Origin of the sequence: Sphingobacterium paramultivorum (assembly GCF_014109745.1) — a bacterium.
Lineage (GTDB): Bacteria > Bacteroidota > Bacteroidia > Sphingobacteriales > Sphingobacteriaceae > Sphingobacterium > Sphingobacterium paramultivorum.
Map to the genome: position 1 here is coordinate 4,780,749 of NZ_CP058555.1, position 25,175 is coordinate 4,805,923.

The following is a 25,175-nucleotide window of genomic DNA, read 5'->3' on the forward strand; positions in this document are numbered from 1 at the left end:
CAAAAATACTGTAAATTACTCAAGTTTCTTTGAAAAATTAATTTCTTAATCCACGTGGAACATAGATATATTATATATTTAAACAATTGTAAATGAATAGCTACTTAAGGTCTGATAAATTTTTATACCGATCAGTAATGGGCAATGTAGCAGTAAATGGCTCCGATCGACTCTGCTCAAAATTCATTACGCCAGAAATACTTACCCGTCCCCCTTTTAGATCTTCAACGCTAGCCCCCCGCTTAATCACTTTGAAACGAACAGAAACGTCCGAATTGGGTGTATCTTTCTGTTCAAAAGGAATAACCAAAATTTGCTCGAGATTAACCCCCAAAGCCGAATTTAAAGGTTTCACTTTACGGATGACAATATTTTTCAATTTGTCATCGTTCCTTTCGGCTTTGAATACAAATACACCGCTCCGAACATTCCGGTCTCCACTGTATTGGCCCGGCCTATCCTGAAACATGTAATTGACAGTCATCCCTACGCGTCGGCTAAACCGTTGTTCCAATTGCCTTTTCCGCATTAAAAAATAAACTGTGATCAATACTAAGATAGATAGCGTTATAGCAGGTGTCATAAGAATATGTTAAATAAATTTAAATGGCTTCTTCATAATCGGTATTTATAGCCGACCACATTCAAATATATCTTAACACCTTACTTTATCGCTAAAATTCGCTAGGGACAAACAAGGGACAATTCATAAAACACTAATAATCAATAAAATAAACAATGTTATTTTATTATTAACAAATAGTCTTAATGAAAAATAAATTAACAAAAAGGTGAATTCAGGTTAAGAAAACATGAACAAGGAGCGTTAAAATGACCACGCTCCTTGAATAATTTTTTAGTCGATCAATTTAGATTGATGACGTTCAAGTGTATTATATATTTTTTTGACATCTTGCGATTTCTCTTTCTGAAGGACCAAAATGGCATCTTTAGTGTGTACGAGAATACTATCGCGTAAGCCTACAAAAGCAGTATAGACATCTGTTCCAATGACCATATTCCCGTTTTCATCAACAGGATGTCCTGTTTGCTTCAGATAGTCGTACATCGATTCAAAAGAACCTAAATCCGACCACTGGAAGCTGGTGGCGACAACCCTAATTTTTTTGGAACGCTCCATTACAGCGTAATCAATGGAGATGGATGGAATCTCCTTAGATAAAGCCAAATCCAGCTCACCATCCTTACGGTGCTTCCAGGCATTGAAAGCCGTCGCATACACTTTAGGCTCAAAAGTCTGCAACTCTGTAAGAAATGTATCCGCCCGAAAACAGAACATCCCCGAATTCCATAGAAAATTACCGCGCTCAATAAAATCCTCCGCTGTATCCTGGTTGGGTTTCTCACGGAATGACAAAACCTTATCATCCTTATATTCGATATAACCATATCCCGTCTCCGGACGCGTGGGCTGTATACCAAAGGTAACAATATATCCCTTGTTGGCCTTTTCTATTCCAGCTTTGATCGCTTCGGCATAAGCATCCTCCCCAACAATCACATGATCCGAAGGGGTTACAATTAAAATATCATCGGGCTGAGCAGCAAAGGCAGCGAAAGCAATAGCGGCAGCTGTATTACGAGGAGTAGCCTCGACAATGTCAATATAGTCGATCTTATTGTTTTCCATGACTTCACGGCTCAAACTATGGTTGTCACAGTTGCCCACAACAATTACTTGTCCGCAAAGGGATTGATTACGCTTAACGGTCATCTCAAACAATGAACCATCTTTAAATAAATCAAGGTATTGTTTAGGATAACTTTTACGTGAAAGAGGCCATAATCGACTACCTACTCCACCCGTCAAAACAACATGTATAATATTGCTCATAATATATTAATGTTTCTCTGCTTCTTTATCTGCGACAACTCTTCGTAAACCTGCACTTGAAAAACGATGCGTACGCTTGTTGTAATAAATTTCAATATTTTCTTCAACACAATATAACCTGCCGGAAAAATCGGTATCCCGATATTCCTCACCAATAATACGCATATCAATTGGAAGAGCTTTGATCATATCAATTAGATCCTGCTCGGTCTCATAAGGAATAATTTCATCCACATAGCGACAACCCTCCAACTGAATATAACGTTCCACAATGGTCTGGGTCGGCTTTGCTTTTTCGGGGAAAACCTCTGAAGGGTCGGTATTGAGCCCAACAATTAAATAATCACAGTGTCTCTTTGCTTCTTCCAGCATCATAATATGACCGGCATGCAATAAATCAAAAACACCGAAAGTAATTCCAATTTTCATCTGATTATCTTTTTTTAATGGCGAAGAGAGCTCACAAGCCCGGTTTCACCCTTGCTGCTTAAATAGATTTTAATATTGTTCCTTCTCCTGAATTAGCATCGGCCACTATCTTACGCAGGCCCGAACTGGAAAACCGATGGTCTCTACTATTAAAATACAATTCAATGCCTTTCTCTTCACAATACGCTCTACCTGTAAAGTTCTTTTCACGATATTCGTCCCCCACAATACGTACATCTATCTTAAAGGACCGAAGGATATCTTCCAAATCCTGTTCAGTAGCATAAGGAACAATCTGATCTACATACTTACAACCTTTGAGCTGTATATAACGTTCGACCACCGTTTGAGCAGGTTTATTTTTCTCTGGGCGATCCAACGTCGGATCAGTTTGTAGGCCACATATTAAATAATCGCATTGTCGTTTTGCATCTTCAAGCATTTTAATATGCCCGGCATGCAGTAAGTCGAAAGCACTAAATGTAATACCAATACGCATGTCTTTGGCAGGTATATTTATCATAATCAAACTGTAATTAAAATAATAGGGTACAATATTATTTACTTATCAAAGATAAACTTTATAATGAGAACAAAGGAACTCATTGGTTCGTTCACTAATAAATTAACGTAAATATCATGCCAAAGAAGGGATATCGGCATGCCTTAAATATAATTGTGCGCAGGCGCGAGCATCAGATAACGCTTCATGGTGATTCAATTCAATACCAAGCACTTCACAGCAAGCATTTAATCGTGCTGGCTTAAAGCCTTTTCCTTGATATATCTTGAATGTGCACTCCCATTTTTCCATCAGTCCCAAATGATCGTAGGACAAATTATAATACCCCATTGTCTTACGAAGAACACCACGGTCAAACAATTCATTGTGGGCTACCATGACCCGATTATTGATGAGTGGATAAATGCGGGAAAATAATTCTTTAAAGGTAGGTGCATCTGCGGTATCCCTGGGCCGAATACCATGTACACGCGTGGTCTGCCACATATATTGATTTTGGGGCGGTTGAATCAGTGAATAAAACTCTTCAACAACAACTCCCTGCTCAACCACCACCAGGCCAATGGCACAGGCTGAATTTTGGTTGGCTGTCGCTGTTTCGAAATCTATTGCTGTAAAACTTAATCCTGATTGCATAATCGCTCCTCCTAAAGTTGCGGTAAAATTACTACTTTTTTCATTCTACCCAAACTCATCGTCTAAATCATATGCATATTAGGATTGGAATCCATGATTATAAAATAGTTGCTGTACAGCGAATATCACAAAGATCGAACTCCACTGCGTAACAGATCCTCACTGTTCTCCTTCCTTGGCATATCTATAATTTTCACCTCCTGAGTCAATTTAACTTCCGGAATAAGATATGCTTTCTTGCTTCTACGCGCCTTCAACTTTCGTAAACGCCGGTGCCGTATGGCGTAGCGTTCCTCACCTTTAATATAATAGTTATTGAAAATATATTGCTTCCAGATAAGATAAAATGCACTTAATCCAGCAAGAGCAACAATAGCAAATGACCACTGCACCGAGGCTCCAAACTGCACTATATATATAACAGAAGCACCAAGAGCCAATTGAGCCAGTCCATAACCCAGGGAAACCAACAGGCTGTTGTATCCTACTTCATTACTTAGCATATGAAGTAAAAACGTGCGATGCGGTTCGAAAATATGGTACCCCTGATAAACCCGCCTTGCTACAGACCAGCCTATTTCTATGCCATACACAGATAGGAAAAGAATATAAGTAAAGTCACCCGTTTTTAGTATAAGTTTTCCCAAGGCAAACAACAACATAAAGGATAATACGGCCGGTCCCACATCACCTGCAAAGCAAGCTGCTTTTTTGCGAAAATTAAAAAATCCGAAAACGACAACCCCAAGTAAGGTATAGATCAAGAAATCTTGTTCGATATAGTTTATTTTAGTATTAACATAAAGTAAAAGCCCGCCCATCACCAAAGTACAACAAGCGGTCATCCCATTGATACCATCCATGAAATTATAGGCATTAATGACACCTATCGTAAAAACAAATGCTAATACAAGGTAATACCAAGGGTAATTAAACACACCAAACTGATAAACCATCAGCAGCACAGATGCCAAATGAACCGCTAATCTCGCTGTAGGATGTACTCCACGAATATCATCCAAAAATGAAATATAGGTTAATAGCGTAAGCCCCAAAAAGAACCAGGGATACTCAAAATCATTAGTTACAAAATATATAACCGAAGCAATATAAAAAATAATACCTGCACCCCGAATAGTTACTTTGGTATGTGAAGAACGTTCATTTGGTTTATCTATGATATTAAACCTATCTGCAATCTTCAGATAGATGAGTTCTAGAACAAAAAGTATTATCAGCGTAAAAATATAAATCATAAAATATAATTAGTGAGTCAAATAAAGCTGTGCAAATATAATAATATTAAGTTTTATTTAACAAACGTGATTTGTATTTTAAACGCTACAGTTGGAAAAAAGTTTTTTTTAATACATTTGTTGCTTTTTTTCGGGGGATTTATACCGATACCCATTTATTCTCTTTAAAATCAAACTGTTTGATTACTTTAGCAGGCACGCCTACCGCAATTGAAAAATCTGGAATATCCTTTGTAACAACGGACATAGACCCGACGATACTGCCGCGACCAATAGTAACACCAGCTAAAACGCATACATTCTCTCCAATCCAGACATTGTCTTTAATGTAAATTGGGCTGGCCGATAATAATCGTTCATTTGGCTTTGTTAATGGACTGTCTTGATTATCTCCAGAATAGGAGCCATGATTTAAATCGGATATAAACACACGACTTGCGATCAACACATCATTACCAATAACAACTTGCTCTCCTGCTGCGATATGCACATAATCATTCAACTGTACATTATTTCCAAAAATTAGATATTTCTGCTCTCTTTTTTCCACAGGATGAACTTCTAGCCTACAGCCAAAACCTGTCGTTAACTTATTCCCGAGGTCGATCAATCTTCGATTTCGAATATCAAAAGGTAAACGGAGAAGTCTGGCTCTACGATAAAAAAGTCTTGTATGTAATATACTGACGATTAAACGTATCCCACCCAAAAACCCATAACGTTTATACATTTCCATATAAAATCATTTTTAATTATTATTTTAACCAGCTAACCTCCCTTGACGAAAAGAAATACCTAACGACCCAATACAATTAACACCCTTCTCCCGTACTTTAAAAAAGAAAACACATTAAAGAAAAGGAATTCGGCGATATTAATTACGCCAATCCTAAACGCCATTCGAATATTTTTAAGTTCTCCCTTTTCCATTTCCCATAGATTGCTAGACAAACCAGATTCCCCAAAATCATGCTTACCTCCACCTGTAATTACCAAGCTCTCATTTAATAGATAGCAATTGCAGGCGTTTGCAACTCGGATAAAGTAATTCCCTTCTTCAGCAAACCGTTGGCTCTCATCAAAATATCCCACTCTATCAATAATTTCTCGCCTAAAAATTACAGTAGGCGTAACAAAAACAAACTTAAAAAGCAATTCCTTAGCTGATACATGATTGATCTTGCCAAGCCTACGGAAAGCCAATTGCGAAAAATATTCTCCATTTCTTGTTGTTCCCAAAAAATCAATGGATGAATCTTTTAACACCTCTAATTGCCTTTCTAATTTATTTGGCAGCCAAGTGTCATCAGAATCCAATAGGCAAATCCAATCCCCCGTACACCGTCTCATCCCCTCATTACGGGCTCTTGACACGCCTGCATTCTCTTGATCCACTAATAAGATATTATCTCGACTATTATCCTGAATATATGCCTCTACCAAAGCTTTTGAATTATCTTTCGATCCATCGTTAACTACAATTATCTCAAGGTCTCCTCTCCAAGTCTGTGTATAAATAGAATCAAGACTATGTAATATTGATTTTTCAGCATTATACATTGGTATGACAACAGATATTTTCATTCTCTAAATTTTAATTGTATTCTCCGACTATTAACGCCCTATCAACAGTAATTAAGGCTCTATTTTAGAATTTGTTTCCTCTTTTAACTTTCTAAAGTCAATTTTAAACGCTTCAAGTAACCAAACGAAAAACTTTAATGTAACTATTGTAAGTAAACTTGTATAAAACTGAGTAAATACCATCACCCAATCGAAGAAATAAATCACATTATAAAATACGCCTAATAAGACAATAACAAAGAGTGGATATTTCTTAAAGCAAAGGACTAATTTATAAAAGCCTAAAATATACAATACGGTTAAAAGGCCCGAAAGATAATGATATTTCATATATAAATATATCGGTAGAGTCAAATTTACCGACATGTAGTTTTCGAACACAAATTCCTGGTCATACCCAAGAAAGAAAAACCGATAATAATTGTTAGGCATTACATCAAATTCAAATATCTGCCCCGGCAATATCGCATCCATCCCTAGCTTCAGTTGATTCCATACACTATATTTATCGTAGAATATTTCAAGGTCTAAATTATTATCATAATAATGAACAGGCAACATGGAGGTCTCCAATGTTGACATACGCCCGAAAATCTGATCTAATAAAAAATCCATACTTAAGTCATATTCTGCGTCCCGCATACGGGTAGCTAGGACGAAAATGACAGGAGTTATTAGCATACCATATTTCAAAAAAACAAATAGCTTTTTCTTATAATCTTTAAAGGCCACAAAAGAAAACCCAATAAAAAACACAAAAAACATGCTGATTATACCGCTTCTACTACCCGACAAAGTGACAGAAAGTACATAGAATAGTACCGCTAAAATAATATTAGACCGTTTCTTTTGAACAAAAAGCATGACCAAAAGCAAGGTAAAAGGATTCAGAAAAATTGATATGTAGTTAGCCAATGTACCATTCAGCTCTCCATTAATGGCAGCAGCAAATCCCCCCGTCATATAAACGACGACCAGTTTGAACAAAACGGAAAAATAAAACAGAATTGTAATGGGATGGCCATCAATGTTTGGAGAGATAATATCATCACGCTTAGGTAGAAAAAGCAATATAATAACCGATACCAATAAAGGAACCACGATTAAAAAGAAACTCTTAATCAACGCTGGCAGATCAGCAAAATCCGAATAAATTGGTCTAAATCCATTGAATACGTAGTAAGAGCCAGGTATAAACACATGGAGCACCAAAAAGTATAGAACAATAGCAATTATCGAATTTTTCATGATAGACTATCCAAATATGGTTTTAATCCAATTCTCCAGCGAATAACCAGTCGGTTTAACATCAAATGGTTTATCCATAAAATCTACTATTTCTTTTGAAAAATCATTTGAAGTTACGAAAATTTGGCTTTCATTAAATATGGCTTCTTCTTTTATATAAGTGTTGTTAATTAGCAATTTTTTTCCACTTTCAATAGTTTCAATCGTTCGTTGCGACATTCCTGTCTGTAAATTGCTTCCCATATCAAAAATCATTTTGGATTGCCAGAATAGATCCATATAGTCGGATCTTTTGAGTGGAGAAAATTTCAACACATCTCTATCGAGCCTATTTCCAAGTATCCATTCTTTGATGTACGTGGAAAAGGAAATAACTAAAATTGCTTTCAACTTCAAATTATATTGGGAAGCAAAAGCCTTCAATTTACTTACAATCTCATATCGTTCAGGCAGATAAGAAACTAAAAAAAGAATATCGTAGTTATACGCACTAACCTTTGCATCATGAACATCTTCCAAATAAAAATTTGGGAGATACTTTAATGCAGGATACTTTTTTACATCTAGAGGATCAAATGAGAAAAAACGGTCAAAACTACCGATAAGATGAGAAAACGAGTTATTATTCTCAGAATCCCACTGATGCATAATAAGCTTAGCTGAAGGATATCGTTTTTTAAATGAATTTATAAACCCGCTAGACATCTTATATCCTCTTATTACGAACAAATAATCGAATTCGATTCCATTCCTCCGATTAAAGATACGTTTATAATGCTTTGCTTGAAATTTATTCAGTCTACCGGGAAAGAAATTATTAACAATAGTAAATTTAAAGGTATAGTCGCGCTCAGGTTCAAAATAAACTTTAGCGCCAAGACGTTCTAGCTCTGCTTTTATAATTTCATGATAGTTATAAAAAATGGGTCCTATAAAAAGAATATTTTTATTTTTTAAGTCTATTTCCATAGTATCTATTAATTAAGTCCGCACTTGCTTAATAATCTGTTTTGCCCGGTTTCGCAAAGGCTTTGAGACTGTATATTGCAGGATAAAAGCAATTAGAATAAGCCCGCCAATAAGCGCTGCGACAAGCAATAAGTCTGTCTTCGACTTTTCCACCGTTTGCATATAAGGCAACAATAGCAGCGTTGCTCCAAAAATGAAGCCGCAAGGAATCAACATTGGTTTGAAAATCAGCTTGAATGAAGAGGCAAATGAGATCTTCAAATATTTAAGCATAAAATAATAATAGGTTGCTCCTGCGATAAGAAAAGCGACTAATTTAAATAAAGCAAAGGACCGAAGTCCAAGGTAATGAACCGATGCATATATTCCAATCCAAAAAATAAAAGGAAGTAAAGTGTTGACCAAATACATCTTCTTAATTTGTTCCGTAGCCATCAGTAAGATACCCGTAGGATAAGAAATAAAGGCCAAAAGATTACACAAAACCAGATATTGAGCGATAAGGATAGATTCTTCATACATTGTCCCAACCCAAGACATAACCAAAGGACCAGTCATCATACATACAGTCAAAATTGGCAGTATCACGACCGGAGCAAACAATGACGTAATTTGAATATAAAATGCGCGCAGGCCTTCTTCATTATTTTCACCGATAAAATGGTTAAATCTTGCATTAAAAGGTGAAAAAAGAATGCCGAATATACTCCTGCTAAAGCTAAGCAAAGTTAATCCAATGGCATATATTGCAACCTCTTTCGCACCAAAAATTTTACCTATGGCCACTGAGTCAAGTTCATAATACAGTATCCAGGAAACTGTCATAAAAAGACTTGTAAAAGCTAAACTCTTGGTCTTTGTGAAGATATCCTGATTAAACCGGAAGGATCTGAGTACTGCAACATAATCATAATTAAATCGCTTTCTTACGACATACATCGTAATTAATAGCGTTAGCAAAGTGATAATTTGAGTAAATAGAAAATAGCCAACGATATCATAATGGCCTGATCTAAAAAACCAAAATACTGCACTAATTTTAATGATACTTGCAAGTGTATTCGTACGCTGAACAATGTAATCCGCTAGACGAATGCCGCAGATCATCTGAAGCATACGCTGAAGTAGCGTCAATGGTGTCGACAAGGCCAATATGAGCAATAGTGATGAGGCCGTTTTGTAACTTGTAGTATCATCCAATCCGCTAATCATCAACTCAGGTTTTAAGCTTAATAAGGAAAAACCTATCACAAATAACAGTAAAAACAGGAATAATATGAAACTAGAAAAACCTATGACTTTAATTTCCTCAGTTCTATTATCTTGAGAAAAATATTCAGCAGCATATTTCTGCCCTGCATTAATAAAACCCAAATCTGCATAAGCCAAAAAAATTGAGGTGGAGATACAAATCGTATATACCCCATAAAGCTGCGGATTTGATGAAAGAAAAGGGATCACGACAAACATGGAAAGAAAATTCAAAACCATCGAGACCCCTTGCCAAAGGTATATCTTAATGTAATTTATGGTATAACTACCCGCCATGATACTCTTTTAATATCTTCATAAAAATCTCACTGGTTCTTGTCCGCTCACTTTCTGCTGATGTCAAATAATCATAAAGGTATGCATTGTATATCTGCTCATCAACTTTATCGATCTTAACGTCAGAAGATGAATAATGATCTATATTGATAAAGGAACTGTTCAGTTTAACTGAAAAATGTGCAATAAAATGATCGTATTGTGGCATTACTTTTTTAATCGCTTCCGTTGTCAAGGTAATTACAGGTTTCTTATTTAAAACAGCAAAACTTTGGGACGTAGAGATATGGGCCAAAACAAATTCACAATCACGTGTTAGTTGGCTCGTCTTTCCAAAAACAACCTTTCGTCCGTTAAATGGGTTCTTCGATTTGTACATCTCTGCCTTTGGATGTGCAGCAATCACTATTTGTAACTGATACTTTTCTTCGATAACATCGAAAAATCTATTTAGTGTCGCGTAATATTCATCCGCATCCACGCTTTTTATTCCTAAAAGTTTAAAATCAGGATGGAGAGGAAGGTATTCATCCAAGAATAAACAAAACTTCCCTTCGATTATCGGAGTTTCGGAAAGATTTTCAAGTGCAGTATCATAGTCATGTGAATTAATTGCTATGATTTTTGATTGTTGCTTTTCTATATCAGCTGCTATTCCAACGGTTAGATAGCCAAAATTGCCCGCAGAAAATACGATATCATAGGGCTTGATATAGCCGATCCGCTTTAACAATCCAGCATATTTATTCTTGAAAAACCCCGCAAGAGTTCTTAGATTCAAGGTCTTTAAAATTTTTTCTACCCAGGTACTTTCGCGATTCGAAACTGGCAAAGCTCCTCGCGCAAAAAAAGAAATCGTACAGTCATACTTTGTCAACAGCCGAAATAGATCAAGAACACGATATTCATAAGTAATATGCAATACAAAAAAACATTCCTTTATCTGACATGCATCTAACTTAAGCACCAGCTCGTTTTTATCGCTAATTTTTATAATTCTTTTATCAACCACGCGATCATGGAGAACATTAGGGAAATAGATCATACTAAGATCCCAATATTCCACCTGAAAGCCATTGTCATTCAGGATCGAAAAATAAAAATCTTTCACGACCTTATCTGTCAATGGCTGATATCCGATTACAATTACTTTTTTAATCATTCCCCATCAAAATTCTACATATTATTCCTTCGATTCCCTGTCGATTAGATCGCAGTCCATCCGCCGTCAACCATTAGGTTGTGTCCCGTTATAAAAGAAGCATCGTCCGACAATAGAAAACTAATTGTAGGTGCAATCTCTTCAGGACGTCCCATCCTGCCCAGAGGCGATTTTGCGCTATATCTTTTGATGAAAGACGGATGTTGGTTTTTCTCGTCTATAATACCGCCGGGCGAGACACAGTTCACGCGCACATTATGCTTTCCATAGTACGAGGCCAAGTATTTAGAGAAGTTGATCACGCCTCCTTTTATTGCAGCATAAGCTGCAGGCGAAGTGCCTCCATATTCTTCGTAGAGAGAAAAATCATTGCCGACGACACCATAAATGGACGCGATATTTACAATTGCACCCGATTGTTGGCCCTTCATAATCTCTAATACCTGTTGACAGATGTAAAAAACAGCATTGAGTTGCATATCAACATTTTCCTGCCAAGATTCAAAAGGAATATCCTCAAATCTGGTTCCCCAATCGGCCGTTCTCGGATAGGCCAAATTGACTAATCCGTCAATTTTACCATATTTGTTTAATACATACGTCACCAATCGGTCAATATCGTTCTTTTGGGCAACATTGCTCTGAAAAAAGTCAACTTTGCTTTCCGCGTTCGCTCGCTGAACAATATCTGCGCCTATGACAAGAGCCCCCTTTTTTGTTAAATCGGCAACTGTCAGCGAACCAATTAAACCTGAAGCGCCAGTAACAATAATTACTTTACCATTTAATGAACTCATAATTACCTATTTTTATTTAAAACTAAATTGTCCCAATTATGGGCCCGACTAATTATATTTTCTAAAAACAGGTTTAATAACTTTTGATTTTAAAAACTCCCCAATGTTACCTTCCAATGCTTTTTTAACTACTTCCAAAGAAGCTTGTACAGCATCTAAAGTTAGCGCCAGCTCTTTATCTTGATGGGCATATGACAATGCCAAATATGGCATCATTACGCCATTTTTGATCATTTCCTGCGCGAACAATGTCCTTAGAGGTAAAGAGACATTGTGCTCAGCATCCTTCACAACATAATTTGGTGAACAGGCAAATCCTTCAACATAGAAATTATTTGCGAGACCTAGACCATTGGAAATATTATTCATTCCATCTGTCAATCTTTTTCCAAAATCCCAAAAATGCTGCACAACATTGTCGCGTTGAAGAACCTCCACTGTTTTAATAAATGCACCCAAAGCACTCATTTCTGCTCCATGCGTCGTTGAAGTTAAGAAAACCCTTTCGGCTCCCTCTTCCAAAATGCCGCCGATTTTCATTATTTCTCTCTTCCCCCCCAATGCCGCTACGGCAAAACCATTTGCCATTGCTTTGCCAAAAGTACAGAGGTCAGGTTCTATATCGAAATAAGATTGCGCACCTCTCAGGTCCCATCGGAATCCAGTAATCATTTCATCAAGAATAAATACTGCTCCGTTACGATGGCATAGATCTTTTACCTGATGTAAAAAATCATTAACTGGCCCTACCGTCGTTGTAGGCTCCATAATCACACCTGCAATTTGATCAGGATATTGATCGAACAACAATTGCAATGACTGGATATCATTATAATGGAACTTGCATGTAAATTGACCGAATTCGCTTGGAATTCCACGTTCCAGAACGGTTGAACCGATAAACCAATCGTCATAAGAAAAGAATGGCTGTTCATATGGAACCGCAATATATTTTCGACCTGTATAAGCACGGGCAAGCTTTACCGCTGCGCTAGTAACAGCAGAGCCATGTTTGGCAAACTTGACCATCTCAACGGAAGGCAATAAATCCACCATTAATTCAGCCGCAGCTAGCTCCGTCATAGAAGCCCGCGTCAGATTATTTCCCTTTAGAATTTCAGCATAACATGCGTCAGCAATTTCTTTATTTCCATATCCGATATTAACGGAACGTAATCCCATTCCAAAATCTAAGAATTTACGTCCCTGATCATCGAAAACATAACAGCCCTCCCCTCTTTCTAATATTGATGGTGCATTTTCTGGGAACTGATCGTCTCCACGCGAATATGTATGTGCTCCACCAGGAATTAATTCATGTAATCTATCTTTATAACTATTCATAACGTTTCTTTCTTTCAATAATAAACTCTGCAAATTCCCAATCCAAAGGTTCATCTATCTCCAGACCTGAGATTTCATCTACTTCATATGCGATTGTCTTATTCGCATAAAACGTATGTTCCGTCAGAAATTTCTCCCACCGGCATATATAAAACCCTCCGGAGGGAGTTATCTCTTTAACAAAATTCTGTCGACCTAGCCTTTGGTATTCATTGATATTAGAACAAAATTCATCCAGATATTTGGCCTCTTTCTGCACGAATATTGTCGCAGGTCGCTGTTCTTTAACGGCAACAACACCATGTGCTTCTAAATCTTGCTCCAGCTCGTCAATGGCGGAGTCTATATCAGCTACTTTTATAAATGGTGAAGTAGGCTCTAATAAGCCAACAAGATCATATTCCAAACCTCTTTCTTTAGCAAACTGCATGGCATGTAGTACCACATCACTAGAACTAGCATGATCAGTAGACAGCTCTTCCGGTCTTAAGAAAGGAGCCTCTAATCCGTACTCCTTAGCTATTACCTTGTATATCTCTGAATCTGTACTTAGCCAGATATCATGTGTAAAAGCACTATTTTTAGCTGCTAAAAATCTATGGATCATTAAAGGATATCCGCCAAGATCTTTTATATTCTTATCTACAATAGATTTAGAGCCAGATCGAGCAGGAATTATCCACAAAATTTTTTTTCTCATTTTCAAAATTTAATATGTTTAATATCCTCCTGAGCCTTTTTAAAATCTTCATGTTTCCCAATATCCAACCAGTAACCATTGATCGGGTAAGTCACCAATTTTAGGTCCATTTCGATAATACGATCCATTAAATCAGTGATATCGAAAAATTTATCCTGCGGGATCATAGAAAGCAAATTTTTCTTTAAAATATAAATACCTGCATTAGAATAATAAGTATATCTAGGTTTCTCCTTTAATGATTTGACTGCATTATTTTCACTTACTTCCAACACGGCATAAGGCACATCTACATGATAGGACGTTGTGGCGACGATCATGTCCGCTTTAGCTTCTTGATATGTTTTGAAAAAATCATTAAAATCAATATTTGTCAATAGATCAGAGTTCATGATAATTATATCCTCATGGTCAAAATCTTCAACAAGTAGAACCGAGCCTATAGTCCCTAGAGGCTTGGTCTCCCGTACATAATTGATTCGAATATCTTTTTGGCTACCATCGCCAAAATATTGCTCGAGTTGATCTCCTAAATAATTTATACTGATATTAATGGTATGGACACCAACCTCTTTTAGCCTATCAATATTATATTCAATAATCGGCTTTTCACCGACAAGCAGTAATGGTTTCGGTGTCTTTTCAGTCAATGGACGTAAGCGCTTTCCTTCCCCTCCAGCCATTAATACCGCATCAGCAGGAATAAGGGTCCTACGCTGGCTAAAATCGAGTATATCGATAACCTGCTTTTCACCATTAACAATTGGTATAATCTTTAAATGATCTTTCCGAAACTGCTCCAGCTTATTGAGATCGTATTCTCGCTCACGGATAAAAACTGGATTGGGTTGTACAAAATCCAATAAATTATTTTCAAAGTCCAAACCCCTGATAAACCCACGACGCAGGTCTCCATCAGTTAAAGATCCAAGCAATAAGTTTTTTTCATCCACAACAAATAAAATCGATGAGGGTGAAATAAGATCCAACTTAATCAAGGCATCTCTGATGGACAAATCTTGGTGAATGGTATGTTTCTCTACGATATTCATATTAAATTGTGAAATTTTTTAACGGCTTTCAGATCAAGACGGGACTCTATAACAGCCAGAATCTGTTGTGCAGCACCTCCATTTTCATACGGAGAGACTATATTATTTAAACTCTCTTGGAAACTGTAAGTCTTGATGACTTCAAAAGCATTCAATATTTCGTTTTCTTCACAAGATACATTTACTACACTTGCCGCTTGTAAACGTCCACGTTGTCTGTCGCCAATATTTATTGTAGGGGTTTTTAAAGAAGGTGCTTCCAGAATACCACTAGAACTATTTCCTACTATAGCAGTACAAACCTTGACTAGCGATAGAAACCGCAGCGTGCCTAATGAAGCATAAGCTGCCGCTTTACCTGGATTATCAGCAACATATTTATCAATCATTTGATTTATTACTCTTCCATCCGTATCAGCATTGGCTTTAGTAAAAACAAAAAAACTATCTTCCTGTTGATCTATTGCCTTTAGTAAGATCTGAAACTGTTCCGCAGAACTTAATTGCCCGAGTGTTTCTGGATGAAATGTTATTTGATAATTGTATCGCCTAAATGTGATATTTAATTCGCTTTCTAACTCTCTCCGGGTTAATAGATTTAAATTTTTAATATTATCCAATCCAATTGCCCCGACGTTGAATACGGTTTCAGGATTTTCCCCCATCTGGATCACGCGATTTCTGTATTCTCGTGTTGACGTGAAATGTAAATGGCTGAGCTTGGTTAGGGCATGTCTGATGGCATCATCATAAGCGCCTTCGGTAATTTCTCCTCCATGAATATGAACTATAGGAATTTTAAACATAGTAGCAGCAGAGGCAATAGCCAACATTTCATAACGATCACCCAAAAGTACCAATATATCAGGTTTGAGCCTCGGCAAGATCTCTGCCATTCCATGCAAAGCCAAGCCCATTGTTTTTACAATACCTGTAGAAGTGTCTGAAGACAATAAAATCTCCAGTTTCTCATCAATCAAAAAACCATCGGCCTCAATTTGCTTATAGGTAAGTCCGAACTCAGCAGATAAGTGAGTACCAGTCGCAATAATTTGCAACAACATCCTATCGGAATGTTGAATTAAATCCATCAATGGTCTTAAAAGACCGTACTCAGCTCGCGTAGCAGTAACAACACAAATTTTCTTCATCTAAACCTCGATTAAATCATCTTCATCAAAATTTCGATTGGCAATTTTACCTATAATTTCATCCCAATGCATCGGAGAAATTCCAGTTCCAGGTCTTTTGACCGTTAAGTTATCCTCCGATAACAATTCCCCTCTCTTGATACTCCTTGCAGCAACAATACTTTTGCGTGCTACTGCGATATTTTTTAATTCAGATTGGGAAGGCGTCTTTAGCCCATCTCCTTTCATCGCTAACTCAATATTCCGTATTGCAGCAACCATATTAACTAACTCAACAGGCTCCAGAGATGCCGCATGATCTGGACCCGGCATAGTTTTATCCAATGTAAAATGCTTCTCGATAACAGAGGCCCCTAAAGCGACCGCTGCAATTGGAACTTCTATTCCTAAAGTATGATCCGAATAGCCAACTTCTGTTTGAAATTGTTCCTTAATAGCTAGCATAGCTTTTAAATTGACATCTTCCAAAGGTGTCGGATACTCTGTATTACAATGTAAAATTGTAATATCGAAAATTCCTTCAGTCTGGAATACATCCACTGCGGATGAGATGTCATCCATTGTCGACATTCCAGTGGATAATATTACTTTCGAAAACAACTTTGCTGCTTTTCTTAAATAAGGTAGGTTTGTTATTTCCCCAGAAGGAATTTTAACCAACTCTAACCCAATATCTTTCAAATATTGTAATGAATCCAAATCAAATGCGGTAGAGAAAAATTGTATTCCCTTACTTTTGCAATAATTGATTAGCGTTTCGTGATCTTGAAGAGAAAGTTCTAATTTTTTCAGCATTGCATATTGCGAATCCTCCTCACCGCCCATATTTTGAATCTGATATTCAGCTTTTTTTGCATTTTTAGACACCAGTTTCTCTGCTTTGAAAGTCTGAAATTTAATATAATCTACTCCAGCACCAACAGCAGCATCAATAAGCCTAATCGCATTATTTATATCGCCGTTATGATTTACGCCCGCTTCTGCAATAATCAATGTTTTTTTCATTACATCATTTTTTAGAAGGCCATCCCTTCTATAATAAATACTATTTATCGTACACTACTTGGAATATTAACGATACGCTGCTCCAAAAATTCCGCATTTACCTGCTCATCCCGGTAGCAATGCTGATACATAGGCAAGCGATAGGTCAGCGCCCATATTGGACGCGTCATGATACCCTTTTCGTTTGTTTCACTCAAAAAGCGATCCCGTTGTGATTTATCTTCCAGTTCCACACACATCAACCAATAATTTGCCTTAGTTTCTGTTGTTTCAGTTCTGAAATTAACCCCAACAGATCTGAAAAAGTCGGCATATTCTCCCGCTAATTTTCGCTTATCAGCCAAAAAGGATTCTAGCATTTCCATTTGAGCACAGGCTAAGGCTGCATTTAAATTAGGCATCCTATAATTATAGCCTATTTCATCGTGAAAAAACTCGTAGGGGTGAGGTCTTTTAGCTGTTGTTGTAAGATATTTGGCTTTCGTCCCTATTGCAAGATCATTTGTGACTAGCGCACCGCCGCCGCCACAGGTAATTGTTTTATTCCCGTTAAAGGAAAAACAGCCGACTTGACCAATAGTCCCTGTATGCTTTCCTTTATAATAGCTTCCCAGCGACTCAGCAGCATCTTCGACCACTGGAATCTTCCATGCGGAGCAAACGCCAATCAGCTCATCCAAATGGACAGGAAAACCAAAAGTGTGCATAGGTACACATGCTGAAATCTTATTTCCGGTAATTTTATTATAACAAGCGTTTTCTCTTAACTCGCCATAATTTTCCAAGAAATTTCTAACAGCTTCTGGCGACAGGCCCATCGTATCGAGATCAACATCCAAAAATACGGGAACTGCATTGTTATAGGAGATCGCGTTGGCTGTTGCAATAAAGGAAAGCGCTTGCGTAATAACTTCGTCTCCTTTGGAAACGCCTACCAATCGTAACGCGACCTGTAAAGATGCGGTTCCATTTACAACAGCAACAGCTTTTGTCGCTCCCGTAAATTGTTCCATCTCACCTTCAAATTGATCCACATAAGCTCCTACAGAAGATACAAATGTTGAATCTATTGTATTTATTAAATATTCTTTTTCATTACCTCGAAATCTAGGTTCATGTAAAGGAATAAACTTATCGGTCCTATATTGTTCCTGTACAAAAGAAACAAACTGATTTATATTTTCCATCTCTACATTTTAGCATCTAAGTACCGCCCCGTTTCTTTGTGTCCAAAATCTGGAAGCATATAAAAAAATAAATCTACAATCTCTTGTTTTGTCCACTTGCGATTACCTTTCATCTTTGAAATAGCTTCTTCAAAATCTTTCAGCTTGATGGCCTCGACATTCAATTCGTTTTTTATGATCCCCAGATTCTCGAAACGTTCCATATCCAATGTTTCCTTATCTGTAAAAAATTCCTCGAAATCCTTTTCACCTGTAGTATCGCTAACCGTAAAAAGACACGGCCATTTCCCTAACTGCGGCAATGTATCCATTAAGCTCCTTGCCTCATCTTCATTACTACAATAATGAGGTTCATAGCCTTTTTCCTGCAAATACTGAATAGCAATATCAGCAAAAGTGACTAAGTGCAGGCCCTCATTTAATTTTGGAAAAAAAATATCTCTATTTTCACCAAAAATACAAGACATCAGGCAAAGCTCTCCAGACTCCTTTGGAATAACAAAATATCTTTTGATATCATTTGGCGCGACAATTGGTTGCCTCTTTTCAATTCTTTTATTAAAACCATGTAACAGCGATCCATCTGAAAAAGCGACATTCGCAAATCTTGCTGTCGATATCACAATATCTTCACTTCTCCGCATCAAAAACATTTCCATTATTCGCTTCGACGCTCCCATCATATTTACAGGATTAGCAGCTTTATCTGTTGATACACAAAAATATTTTTTAACACCTTTTCCGGCTGCTTGAGCTAGTGTTTTATCTGTATTGAATATATTTACATCAATCATACGCATCAATGTATAGGGGTCTTTCTCACTACGAACGTGTTTCAGCGCAGAAAGATTTAATACATAATCATATGCACCGTCTGCTTCCCAAAAAGCATCGTATTCTATAGAGCCTATATCAAGTGCAAATGTCTGAAAATCACCATCTATATAACCAAAGGAGCTTCTAATATCACGGACCAGCTCAACCATGTTGTTTTCACTGATATCAACAACATGCAGCTTTATTGGGTTTCGCTTAAAAATCTCTTTTACAGTAGCTTGACCTATGGATCCAGCTCCACCAATCACAAGGAATCGAGATTGAGAAACAATCTCCGTTAGTCTCGATTCATAGGTATTAATATCCTGCTCAAATAGTTCTTGACTTCTTCCTATAAGTTTTAATATATTCATCTTGATTTTTAATTCGCAATTACACTTGTAAACAATCTCTTTATTGTAACCCAAATTATGGCGAGCAACCCAAATAAAAATGCTCCAATTACAGGCGCTTTAATAAGACCTACTTTTTTCTTCTCCAACGGATAGATGGGGGTATCCACAGTCTGTATTAAAGGAGCCTCCTTCATTAGCGCCATTTTTGACATTTCAAGATTTTGCACCAATTGACCTAAAATAGCCTTATTGGTTTCCGCAGAAAACTGTGACCTCTGGGAAGGGACGATACGCTGAACCTGCCTCGTGGGGTTTAAATTTGGAGTAGCATCTATTACAGCAGCAGCTGTACTGATGCTGCCGTACATGACAGCCCTTACCGAATCTGTTTTATGCTGCAATATTTCAATATTATTTAATGATTTTTTTGTCTTAGTTGCTAAATAGAATGCGTTTACTTCGTTTACAAGGGCCTCATTAAATTCCTTTGCAAAGATCTCATCTTCGGATTTAACATCAACTTTTATTATCGATAATTTTGAGCTCGGTTTGGCTACTGATAAGCTTCCTTTATTGATGTCCTTAATTATTTTCTGTAGAATACTATCTCTATCTCTTTGTAAACCTGCCTGATTATTTTTTCGAAAGTCAATTTCCATCAAGACAGGCTTTTTAGATTTCCAATCCTTTTTCATCTCACTTACATCTAAATAACGATCAATCAAAAGTTTGGAACTATCGCTCTTTAAGGGTGTGAGTAATGCCGCTTCCAGCATCTTACGGGATTTATAGAGCTCAAGAAGGTTATCACCCTGAAATATCCCTCCACTACCTCCGCCTAAATCGATGCCCACCATAGCTGCAACTCCTGCATATTGCCCTAGGCCGCCAGCAGCTTTTTCACCGGATTCTAAAACGAAAGTAGTCGTTGCAGTAAATACAGGCTTGGTAAATTTAGCATATAGAATCCCCGCTCCTGCTCCAACAAAACCAGCAATCAATAATATATACCATTTAGAAATAAAATACTTTACCCAGTCTTGGAGAGCTAATATAACTTCTTTTACGCCAAGTGCTTTCTCATTTTTATTTGCCTCTGTTGCCATTATCGTTAACTTATTTGAACAAACTAATAATAATAGCCAATGTTGAAGCAATACCAGTTCCTATGCCGATCCATGCTTGCGAACTCAATTTCTCCCTCGGTGCACGCTTAGGCACCACAATCTCAGCTCCGGGCTTCACTTCAGGATATCCGCCGTCTTTGCCTTTTACAGCGCCATTTGCATATTGAACAAACACACGTTTTTTCAAGGCATTATCTGTAAAACCACCAGCTTGGTTGACATAATATTTCAAATTCTTACCTTTAACATAGACGACGTTGTTTGGATTCAATACCTCGCCCACAACTTTTACGGTCTCCAGTTCTTTTGGCACGGTGATAATATCCCCGTCTAAAACAAGAAGGTCTCCTTTTTCATATGGCTTTTCTAAAATCTTATTCAATTCAATTCCAACAAGGTCACTTGGCTCGATATCAGAAGCAGATATCCCTTGTTGCGACACTTTTGCCAAAGCTGCACTTTTTGCTTTGGAACCATCATTATTCTTTTCTGAATCTTGATCTAAGCTAGAATCTTTTGGGTTACCATCTTCATCTAACCTATCCTTTTCCAATTCTTTTTTCAAACGCTCCTTTTCCTTTTTCTCCTCCGCTTTCAATTTAGACATCCCCGTACGTTTCAGGGAAGCGCCCTCCGTATAAGCATAGGGAGTAAGTCCGCCTGCACGTTTAATGATGTCCGAAATACGTTCGTCTTCACGTGCAATAGTATAAAAGCCCGGATAAAGCACTTCGCCTTCGATTTTCACCTGACGTTGGGTACGGAAACCAGCATCGCCCAAAATAGAGATAACATCATAAGGTTGCAGCGTCATATTAGGATCTGTGAGCACACCCTCTTTAATATCCACTAAAATAGTTTTCGAAGAGCGATGGTCCGTCACATCTAAGTTTTGTATGCGTCGAGCAATTTCAACCCGTGCGTTTTTAGCCGCTTCGGTAAATCCGCCCGCTTTTTGGATGACATCCCCCAATGTAGCATTGCTCGCAAATGGGAAATCTCCAGGAAAACGCACCTCTCCTTGCACAGTGAATTTATATTCGTCCCTTAAATCAAAAATGGAAGAGATTTCAATCTTATCTTCTCTTTTCAATGGAATATCTGCTGCAGTTCCAGCTAATATGTCTCTTACATTGAAATTGATCAACTCCGAAGTATTATCGGCTTTCAGGCGATTGATCATACCGCGTTCCAAAAAGGCGTCTTCGCGTACGCCATCAGCCATTTCCAATACCTGTTTTAACGTCATCCCTGGTTCCAAACCAAAAATACCCGGACGAAACACCGCGCCTAAAACACTGACACGGTTGGCGAAACGTTCCAATATAGGTTCTACAATATACTGATCTCCACCTTTGGGTGTATAGTTTGCAAACTGATCCGCGTAGATATCTTGTACACTACGCTCCCGCCCTGTTGTTTGAAGGACTTTAACTTTGGCACTATAGGCATTTTCGGTAAAGTCACCAGCATAACGCAAGATATCTGATAGCGACTCTCCCGGTACCGTTTCAAATATTGCCGGACGTTTTACTTCGCCTTCAAACTGTACCCTGGCTCCATAAACGGGTATATGAATAATATCCTGATCCTGCAAACGGATATTTCCCTGTTGTATGCCGTTAGCCAAGAAATCATAGACATCGATTGTGCTTACAACCCGATTGCCGCGGATTACCTGAATTTTACGATAAGTCCCGTTTTTATTAGGTCCCCCTGAGGCATATAGTGCATTAAATACCGTTGCCAATGAAGGTAAGCTATAGGTTCCCGGCTTAGTAACAGCCCCCGTCAAGGTAACACGAATTGTACGAATATTACCGATGTTGACGCTCACTTGAGTTCTTCCTGAACGTAAAGCTGGATAAGTGCTACTTAAACGTTGCTCGATCTTACTTTTCGCCGCTGCTATGGATAAACCTGCCACATTGATCTGTCCAACATATTCCACCTTGATGGTTCCATCTGGACTTACCGGAAGCTGATAGGACGCTTCGTTATCCCCTGTAATATCCAACAAGATCTCATCATCTGGCCCAATAATATAGGAACTTGGTGTAGCCATACGTAAGTTAGGCTCAAAGGTAATGGCGTTATTCTTAAAGAGGTCAGAGCCAAAAATCTTGAGCTTCCCGTCCTCATTTTCAACGGAGTCCCTTTTATTTAATTGTTTAGTTTGCAATGAATCGGCATTTGATGCTCCTCCAACCTGACGGCCATTGCTCCGACTATTGCGAGATTGGCTTGATGATCCCTTCAACTGATCCGGCTGCTGTTTTTTTCGTTTAATTGTAGCCAAACGTTCTTTGAGCTTCTGAACCTCAACAGCAGACACACCCTGTGCTCGGGCAAAACCATCCAGCTGGCTTTCATCGTAGCCCATTAATGCTGCCTGTTTCACATATTGCTCGATCTGAGCATCACTAAGATTATCAACTTTTATATTCGCAGGGTTGGTTTGTGCATGTACTGTGCCCACAAATCCTGCTATACATAACCATAATATTATTCTTTTCATTCGATACGTCGGCATTTTGCCGCAAAATTAGTAAAACTATTTAATTAAATGGTTTAAAAATTTACTCAATGGATGTCTCCTTTCCTACTTTACACCTGATTTAACCTAGTTGGTTGAAGGATTTATCAAATTTTCATAACGTAGTTATAACAGCATTCGCTACTTAGTAACTTTAAATTAGATATATATTAAATACTTACTACCCTCTCTATCCCCAACATGCTATTCTGAGTCAATTTGAGGGTAATAGGAGATTATTCCTCATTATACTCTTACGGTCAATAAAATCTTACAGCATAGGATTACATTCGTTCAAGTAGAATCCTGAAAGTTTTATTAACTTCGTAAAGTTAAGCATAAATTAAATGAAAAGTCCAATCTTTAACTTTTGGCTACCCATATGTGTAGTAATCCTATTCGGTTACTCCTGTAAGGACAATACAAAAGGAAAACAAAAAAACGACACTGCACAACAAAGCAAAAAACCTTTAAGCGCTGCTGATAGCACTTTATTCCATTTCTGGGATAAATTTGACATGCAGGATACTGCACAAGTAAAAAAACCTGAGAAGGGAGAACAACAACTTGCTGATTTCATTCAACTATTGGCACAGACGCCAGATTCTGCAACAAGAGACAAAGCTGTAGATCTGATGCTCGACCAAGCAAAAGCCAATCGGCCAAGCTTTGATTATTTCATCAAACAATATGAACATTATCTATACGACGGCAATTCGCCCATGCGCAATGATATTGTGTACGAATCGGTTTTGCGCTACCTAATCAAAACAGATTTGCTTTCAGACCTTGAAAAAGAAGCCTACAGACCAACTTATAAATTGGTACTTCGAAATAAAGAGGGAAAAACTGCCGAAGACTTTACTTATGAACTAGCGAATGGCAAAAAGCAAAAGTTATCGGATACAAAATCAAAATATACCTTCTTGATCTTTTACGATCCGGATTGCTCGCATTGCAAAGAAACTATTCATCAGCTCCGCGATACTCCTCAGTTGGTACAGCTCTTTTCCCAACTACAAGTACAGGTACTCGCGATCGATCCATGGGGAGATCGCACAAAGTGGAAAAACTATCAATCTGAATTGGCGGACCAATGGATCAACGGTTTTGATGGCGAAAGCAAAATATTGTCTTTCAACTTATACGATCTGAAAGCTTCGCCAACGATTTATCTTTTGGATGAAAACAAAAAGGTATTATTAAAAGACACCTATTTACAGCAAGTCATTGCGTATTTTGTTAAAACCAATCCCTAACTGATGTCTGAAAATACAAACGACAGCAAAACACGGGTTATTTCAAACGAAGACTATTTTGCCGAGGTACAACGCATCCTTAATGAAGGCAAGGAAGTCCGCATCAGAATCAAAGGAAACAGTATGCTTCCTTTTATCAAGGATGGAGATACTGTGCTCCTGCGAGCATATCAGGGAGAACCCTTAGTTTTGGGCTGTAATATACTCGCCAAGGACAACGATAAGTTTGTCTTCCATCGGTATGTAGGCAAGAAAAAGAACCAATATGTATTAGCGGGAGATGGCAATCTTGTGCTCCGCGAATATGTAAGAGCAACAGACATCATGGCTATTGCTTATATGCACTATCCGCAAACCGGAAGAGAGGCCGTCGACATCAACCGCAACTGGGCAAGATTACGGGGTTTAGGCTGGTACCATCTCCGTCTGATTCGCCGCATTGTCGCAAAATTGAAACGCTGAGACAAAAAAATCATTAACTTTGGCTTAAAAAAATCAAAAAAAGCATAGGAATTCATTTATATATTTGAAAGAATATGCTTTACTTTATGTACACAATTACATATGGAGCATCCATCTTTAGGGTTTGAATAAATCCGCTATTACCTTGATACTCCTAATGTCAATAAAAAACA

At 37.7% G+C, this 25,175-nt stretch carries 24 protein-coding genes; 2 read left to right on the top strand and 22 right to left on the bottom strand.

What is annotated here, in order from left to right; all coding sequences use genetic code 11:
- Positions 1–100: 100 nt before the first annotated feature.
- The 22 genes from HS960_RS19930 to HS960_RS20035 form a co-directional block, all read right to left on the bottom strand.
- On the bottom strand, positions 101–583 hold the full coding sequence (locus tag HS960_RS19930; protein WP_182330500.1) for a hypothetical protein: 483 nt from the start codon (positions 581–583) through the stop codon (positions 101–103).
- A 273-nt stretch (positions 584–856) separates the two neighbouring features.
- Entirely contained in the window at positions 857–1,855 is a 999-nt protein-coding gene (locus HS960_RS19935) for a mannose-1-phosphate guanylyltransferase (RefSeq protein WP_182330501.1), read from the bottom strand.
- 6 nt (positions 1,856–1,861) lie between these two features.
- Positions 1,862–2,284, bottom strand: a complete 423-nt coding sequence (locus HS960_RS19940) for an adenylyltransferase/cytidyltransferase family protein (protein WP_182330502.1) — start codon at positions 2,282–2,284, stop codon at positions 1,862–1,864.
- Between the two features lie 58 nt (positions 2,285–2,342).
- A complete protein-coding gene (locus HS960_RS19945; protein WP_202883707.1) occupies positions 2,343–2,807 on the bottom strand; it encodes an adenylyltransferase/cytidyltransferase family protein in 465 nt (154 codons plus the stop codon).
- 114 nt (positions 2,808–2,921) lie between these two features.
- On the bottom strand, positions 2,922–3,443 hold the full coding sequence (locus HS960_RS19950) for a 3'-5' exonuclease (protein ID WP_182330503.1): 522 nt from the start codon (positions 3,441–3,443) through the stop codon (positions 2,922–2,924).
- Between the two features lie 125 nt (positions 3,444–3,568).
- Positions 3,569–4,699, bottom strand: coding sequence for an MraY family glycosyltransferase (locus HS960_RS19955; protein ID WP_182330504.1), 1,131 nt, complete (start codon positions 4,697–4,699; stop codon positions 3,569–3,571).
- Between the two features lie 139 nt (positions 4,700–4,838).
- On the bottom strand, positions 4,839–5,435 hold the full coding sequence (locus HS960_RS19960; protein ID WP_228280097.1) for an LbetaH domain-containing protein: 597 nt from the start codon (positions 5,433–5,435) through the stop codon (positions 4,839–4,841).
- Between the two features lie 59 nt (positions 5,436–5,494).
- Positions 5,495–6,283 carry a glycosyltransferase family 2 protein gene (locus tag HS960_RS19965; protein WP_182330505.1) on the bottom strand — a complete coding sequence of 263 codons (789 nt, stop codon included), beginning with the start codon at positions 6,281–6,283 and terminating at the stop codon, positions 5,495–5,497.
- Positions 6,284–6,334: 51 nt separating this feature from the next.
- Positions 6,335–7,531, bottom strand: coding sequence for an O-antigen polymerase (locus tag HS960_RS19970; RefSeq protein WP_182330506.1), 1,197 nt, complete (start codon positions 7,529–7,531; stop codon positions 6,335–6,337).
- Positions 7,532–7,537: 6 nt separating this feature from the next.
- Positions 7,538–8,500: a CgeB family protein gene (locus HS960_RS19975; RefSeq protein WP_182330507.1), complete on the bottom strand. Its 963-nt coding sequence runs from the start codon at positions 8,498–8,500 to the stop codon at positions 7,538–7,540.
- A 12-nt stretch (positions 8,501–8,512) separates the two neighbouring features.
- Positions 8,513–10,048 carry a polysaccharide biosynthesis protein gene (locus HS960_RS19980; RefSeq protein ID WP_182330508.1) on the bottom strand — a complete coding sequence of 512 codons (1,536 nt, stop codon included), beginning with the start codon at positions 10,046–10,048 and terminating at the stop codon, positions 8,513–8,515.
- Positions 10,038–11,210 carry a hypothetical protein gene (locus tag HS960_RS19985; RefSeq protein WP_182330509.1) on the bottom strand — a complete coding sequence of 391 codons (1,173 nt, stop codon included), beginning with the start codon at positions 11,208–11,210 and terminating at the stop codon, positions 10,038–10,040. The genes HS960_RS19980 and HS960_RS19985 overlap by 11 nt, the downstream gene beginning before the upstream one ends.
- Positions 11,211–11,254: 44 nt before the next feature.
- Positions 11,255–12,007 (bottom strand): SDR family oxidoreductase, encoded by a 753-nt coding sequence (locus tag HS960_RS19990; RefSeq protein WP_182330510.1) that lies wholly within the window; start codon positions 12,005–12,007, stop codon positions 11,255–11,257.
- Between the two features lie 48 nt (positions 12,008–12,055).
- Positions 12,056–13,351 (bottom strand): glutamate-1-semialdehyde 2,1-aminomutase, encoded by a 1,296-nt coding sequence (locus tag HS960_RS19995; RefSeq protein WP_182330511.1) that lies wholly within the window; start codon positions 13,349–13,351, stop codon positions 12,056–12,058.
- Positions 13,344–14,051, bottom strand: coding sequence for an acylneuraminate cytidylyltransferase family protein (locus tag HS960_RS20000; protein WP_182330512.1), 708 nt, complete (start codon positions 14,049–14,051; stop codon positions 13,344–13,346). Before HS960_RS20000 ends, HS960_RS19995 begins: the two co-directional genes overlap by 8 nt.
- 2 nt (positions 14,052–14,053) lie before the next feature.
- Positions 14,054–15,103 carry a nucleotidyltransferase family protein gene (locus HS960_RS20005; protein WP_182330513.1) on the bottom strand — a complete coding sequence of 350 codons (1,050 nt, stop codon included), beginning with the start codon at positions 15,101–15,103 and terminating at the stop codon, positions 14,054–14,056.
- On the bottom strand, positions 15,100–16,254 hold the full coding sequence (gene neuC, locus HS960_RS20010) for a UDP-N-acetylglucosamine 2-epimerase (protein ID WP_182330514.1): 1,155 nt from the start codon (positions 16,252–16,254) through the stop codon (positions 15,100–15,102). The genes HS960_RS20005 and neuC overlap by 4 nt, the downstream gene beginning before the upstream one ends.
- Complete coding sequence (gene neuB / locus HS960_RS20015) at positions 16,255–17,259, bottom strand: N-acetylneuraminate synthase (protein WP_182330515.1); 1,005 nt, start codon at positions 17,257–17,259, stop codon at positions 16,255–16,257.
- Positions 17,260–17,303: 44 nt separating this feature from the next.
- Positions 17,304–18,446, bottom strand: coding sequence for a LegC family aminotransferase (locus HS960_RS20020; RefSeq protein ID WP_182330516.1), 1,143 nt, complete (start codon positions 18,444–18,446; stop codon positions 17,304–17,306).
- A 2-nt stretch (positions 18,447–18,448) separates the two neighbouring features.
- Positions 18,449–19,636: a UDP-N-acetylglucosamine 4,6-dehydratase gene (locus HS960_RS20025; protein ID WP_182330517.1), complete on the bottom strand. Its 1,188-nt coding sequence runs from the start codon at positions 19,634–19,636 to the stop codon at positions 18,449–18,451.
- An 8-nt stretch (positions 19,637–19,644) separates the two neighbouring features.
- Complete coding sequence (locus tag HS960_RS20030) at positions 19,645–20,724, bottom strand: GumC domain-containing protein (protein ID WP_182330518.1); 1,080 nt, start codon at positions 20,722–20,724, stop codon at positions 19,645–19,647.
- A 10-nt stretch (positions 20,725–20,734) separates the two neighbouring features.
- Positions 20,735–23,263 (bottom strand): SLBB domain-containing protein, encoded by a 2,529-nt coding sequence (locus HS960_RS20035; RefSeq protein WP_182330519.1) that lies wholly within the window; start codon positions 23,261–23,263, stop codon positions 20,735–20,737.
- Between the two features lie 365 nt (positions 23,264–23,628).
- On the opposite strand from HS960_RS20035, the gene HS960_RS20040 reads away from it, so the two are divergent.
- Both HS960_RS20040 and HS960_RS20045 read left to right on the top strand, forming a co-directional pair.
- Positions 23,629–24,540: a DUF5106 domain-containing protein gene (locus tag HS960_RS20040; protein WP_182330520.1), complete on the top strand. Its 912-nt coding sequence runs from the start codon at positions 23,629–23,631 to the stop codon at positions 24,538–24,540.
- 3 nt (positions 24,541–24,543) lie between these two features.
- Positions 24,544–25,002 carry a S24/S26 family peptidase gene (locus HS960_RS20045; protein ID WP_182330521.1) on the top strand — a complete coding sequence of 153 codons (459 nt, stop codon included), beginning with the start codon at positions 24,544–24,546 and terminating at the stop codon, positions 25,000–25,002.
- Positions 25,003–25,175: the final 173 nt, after the last annotated feature.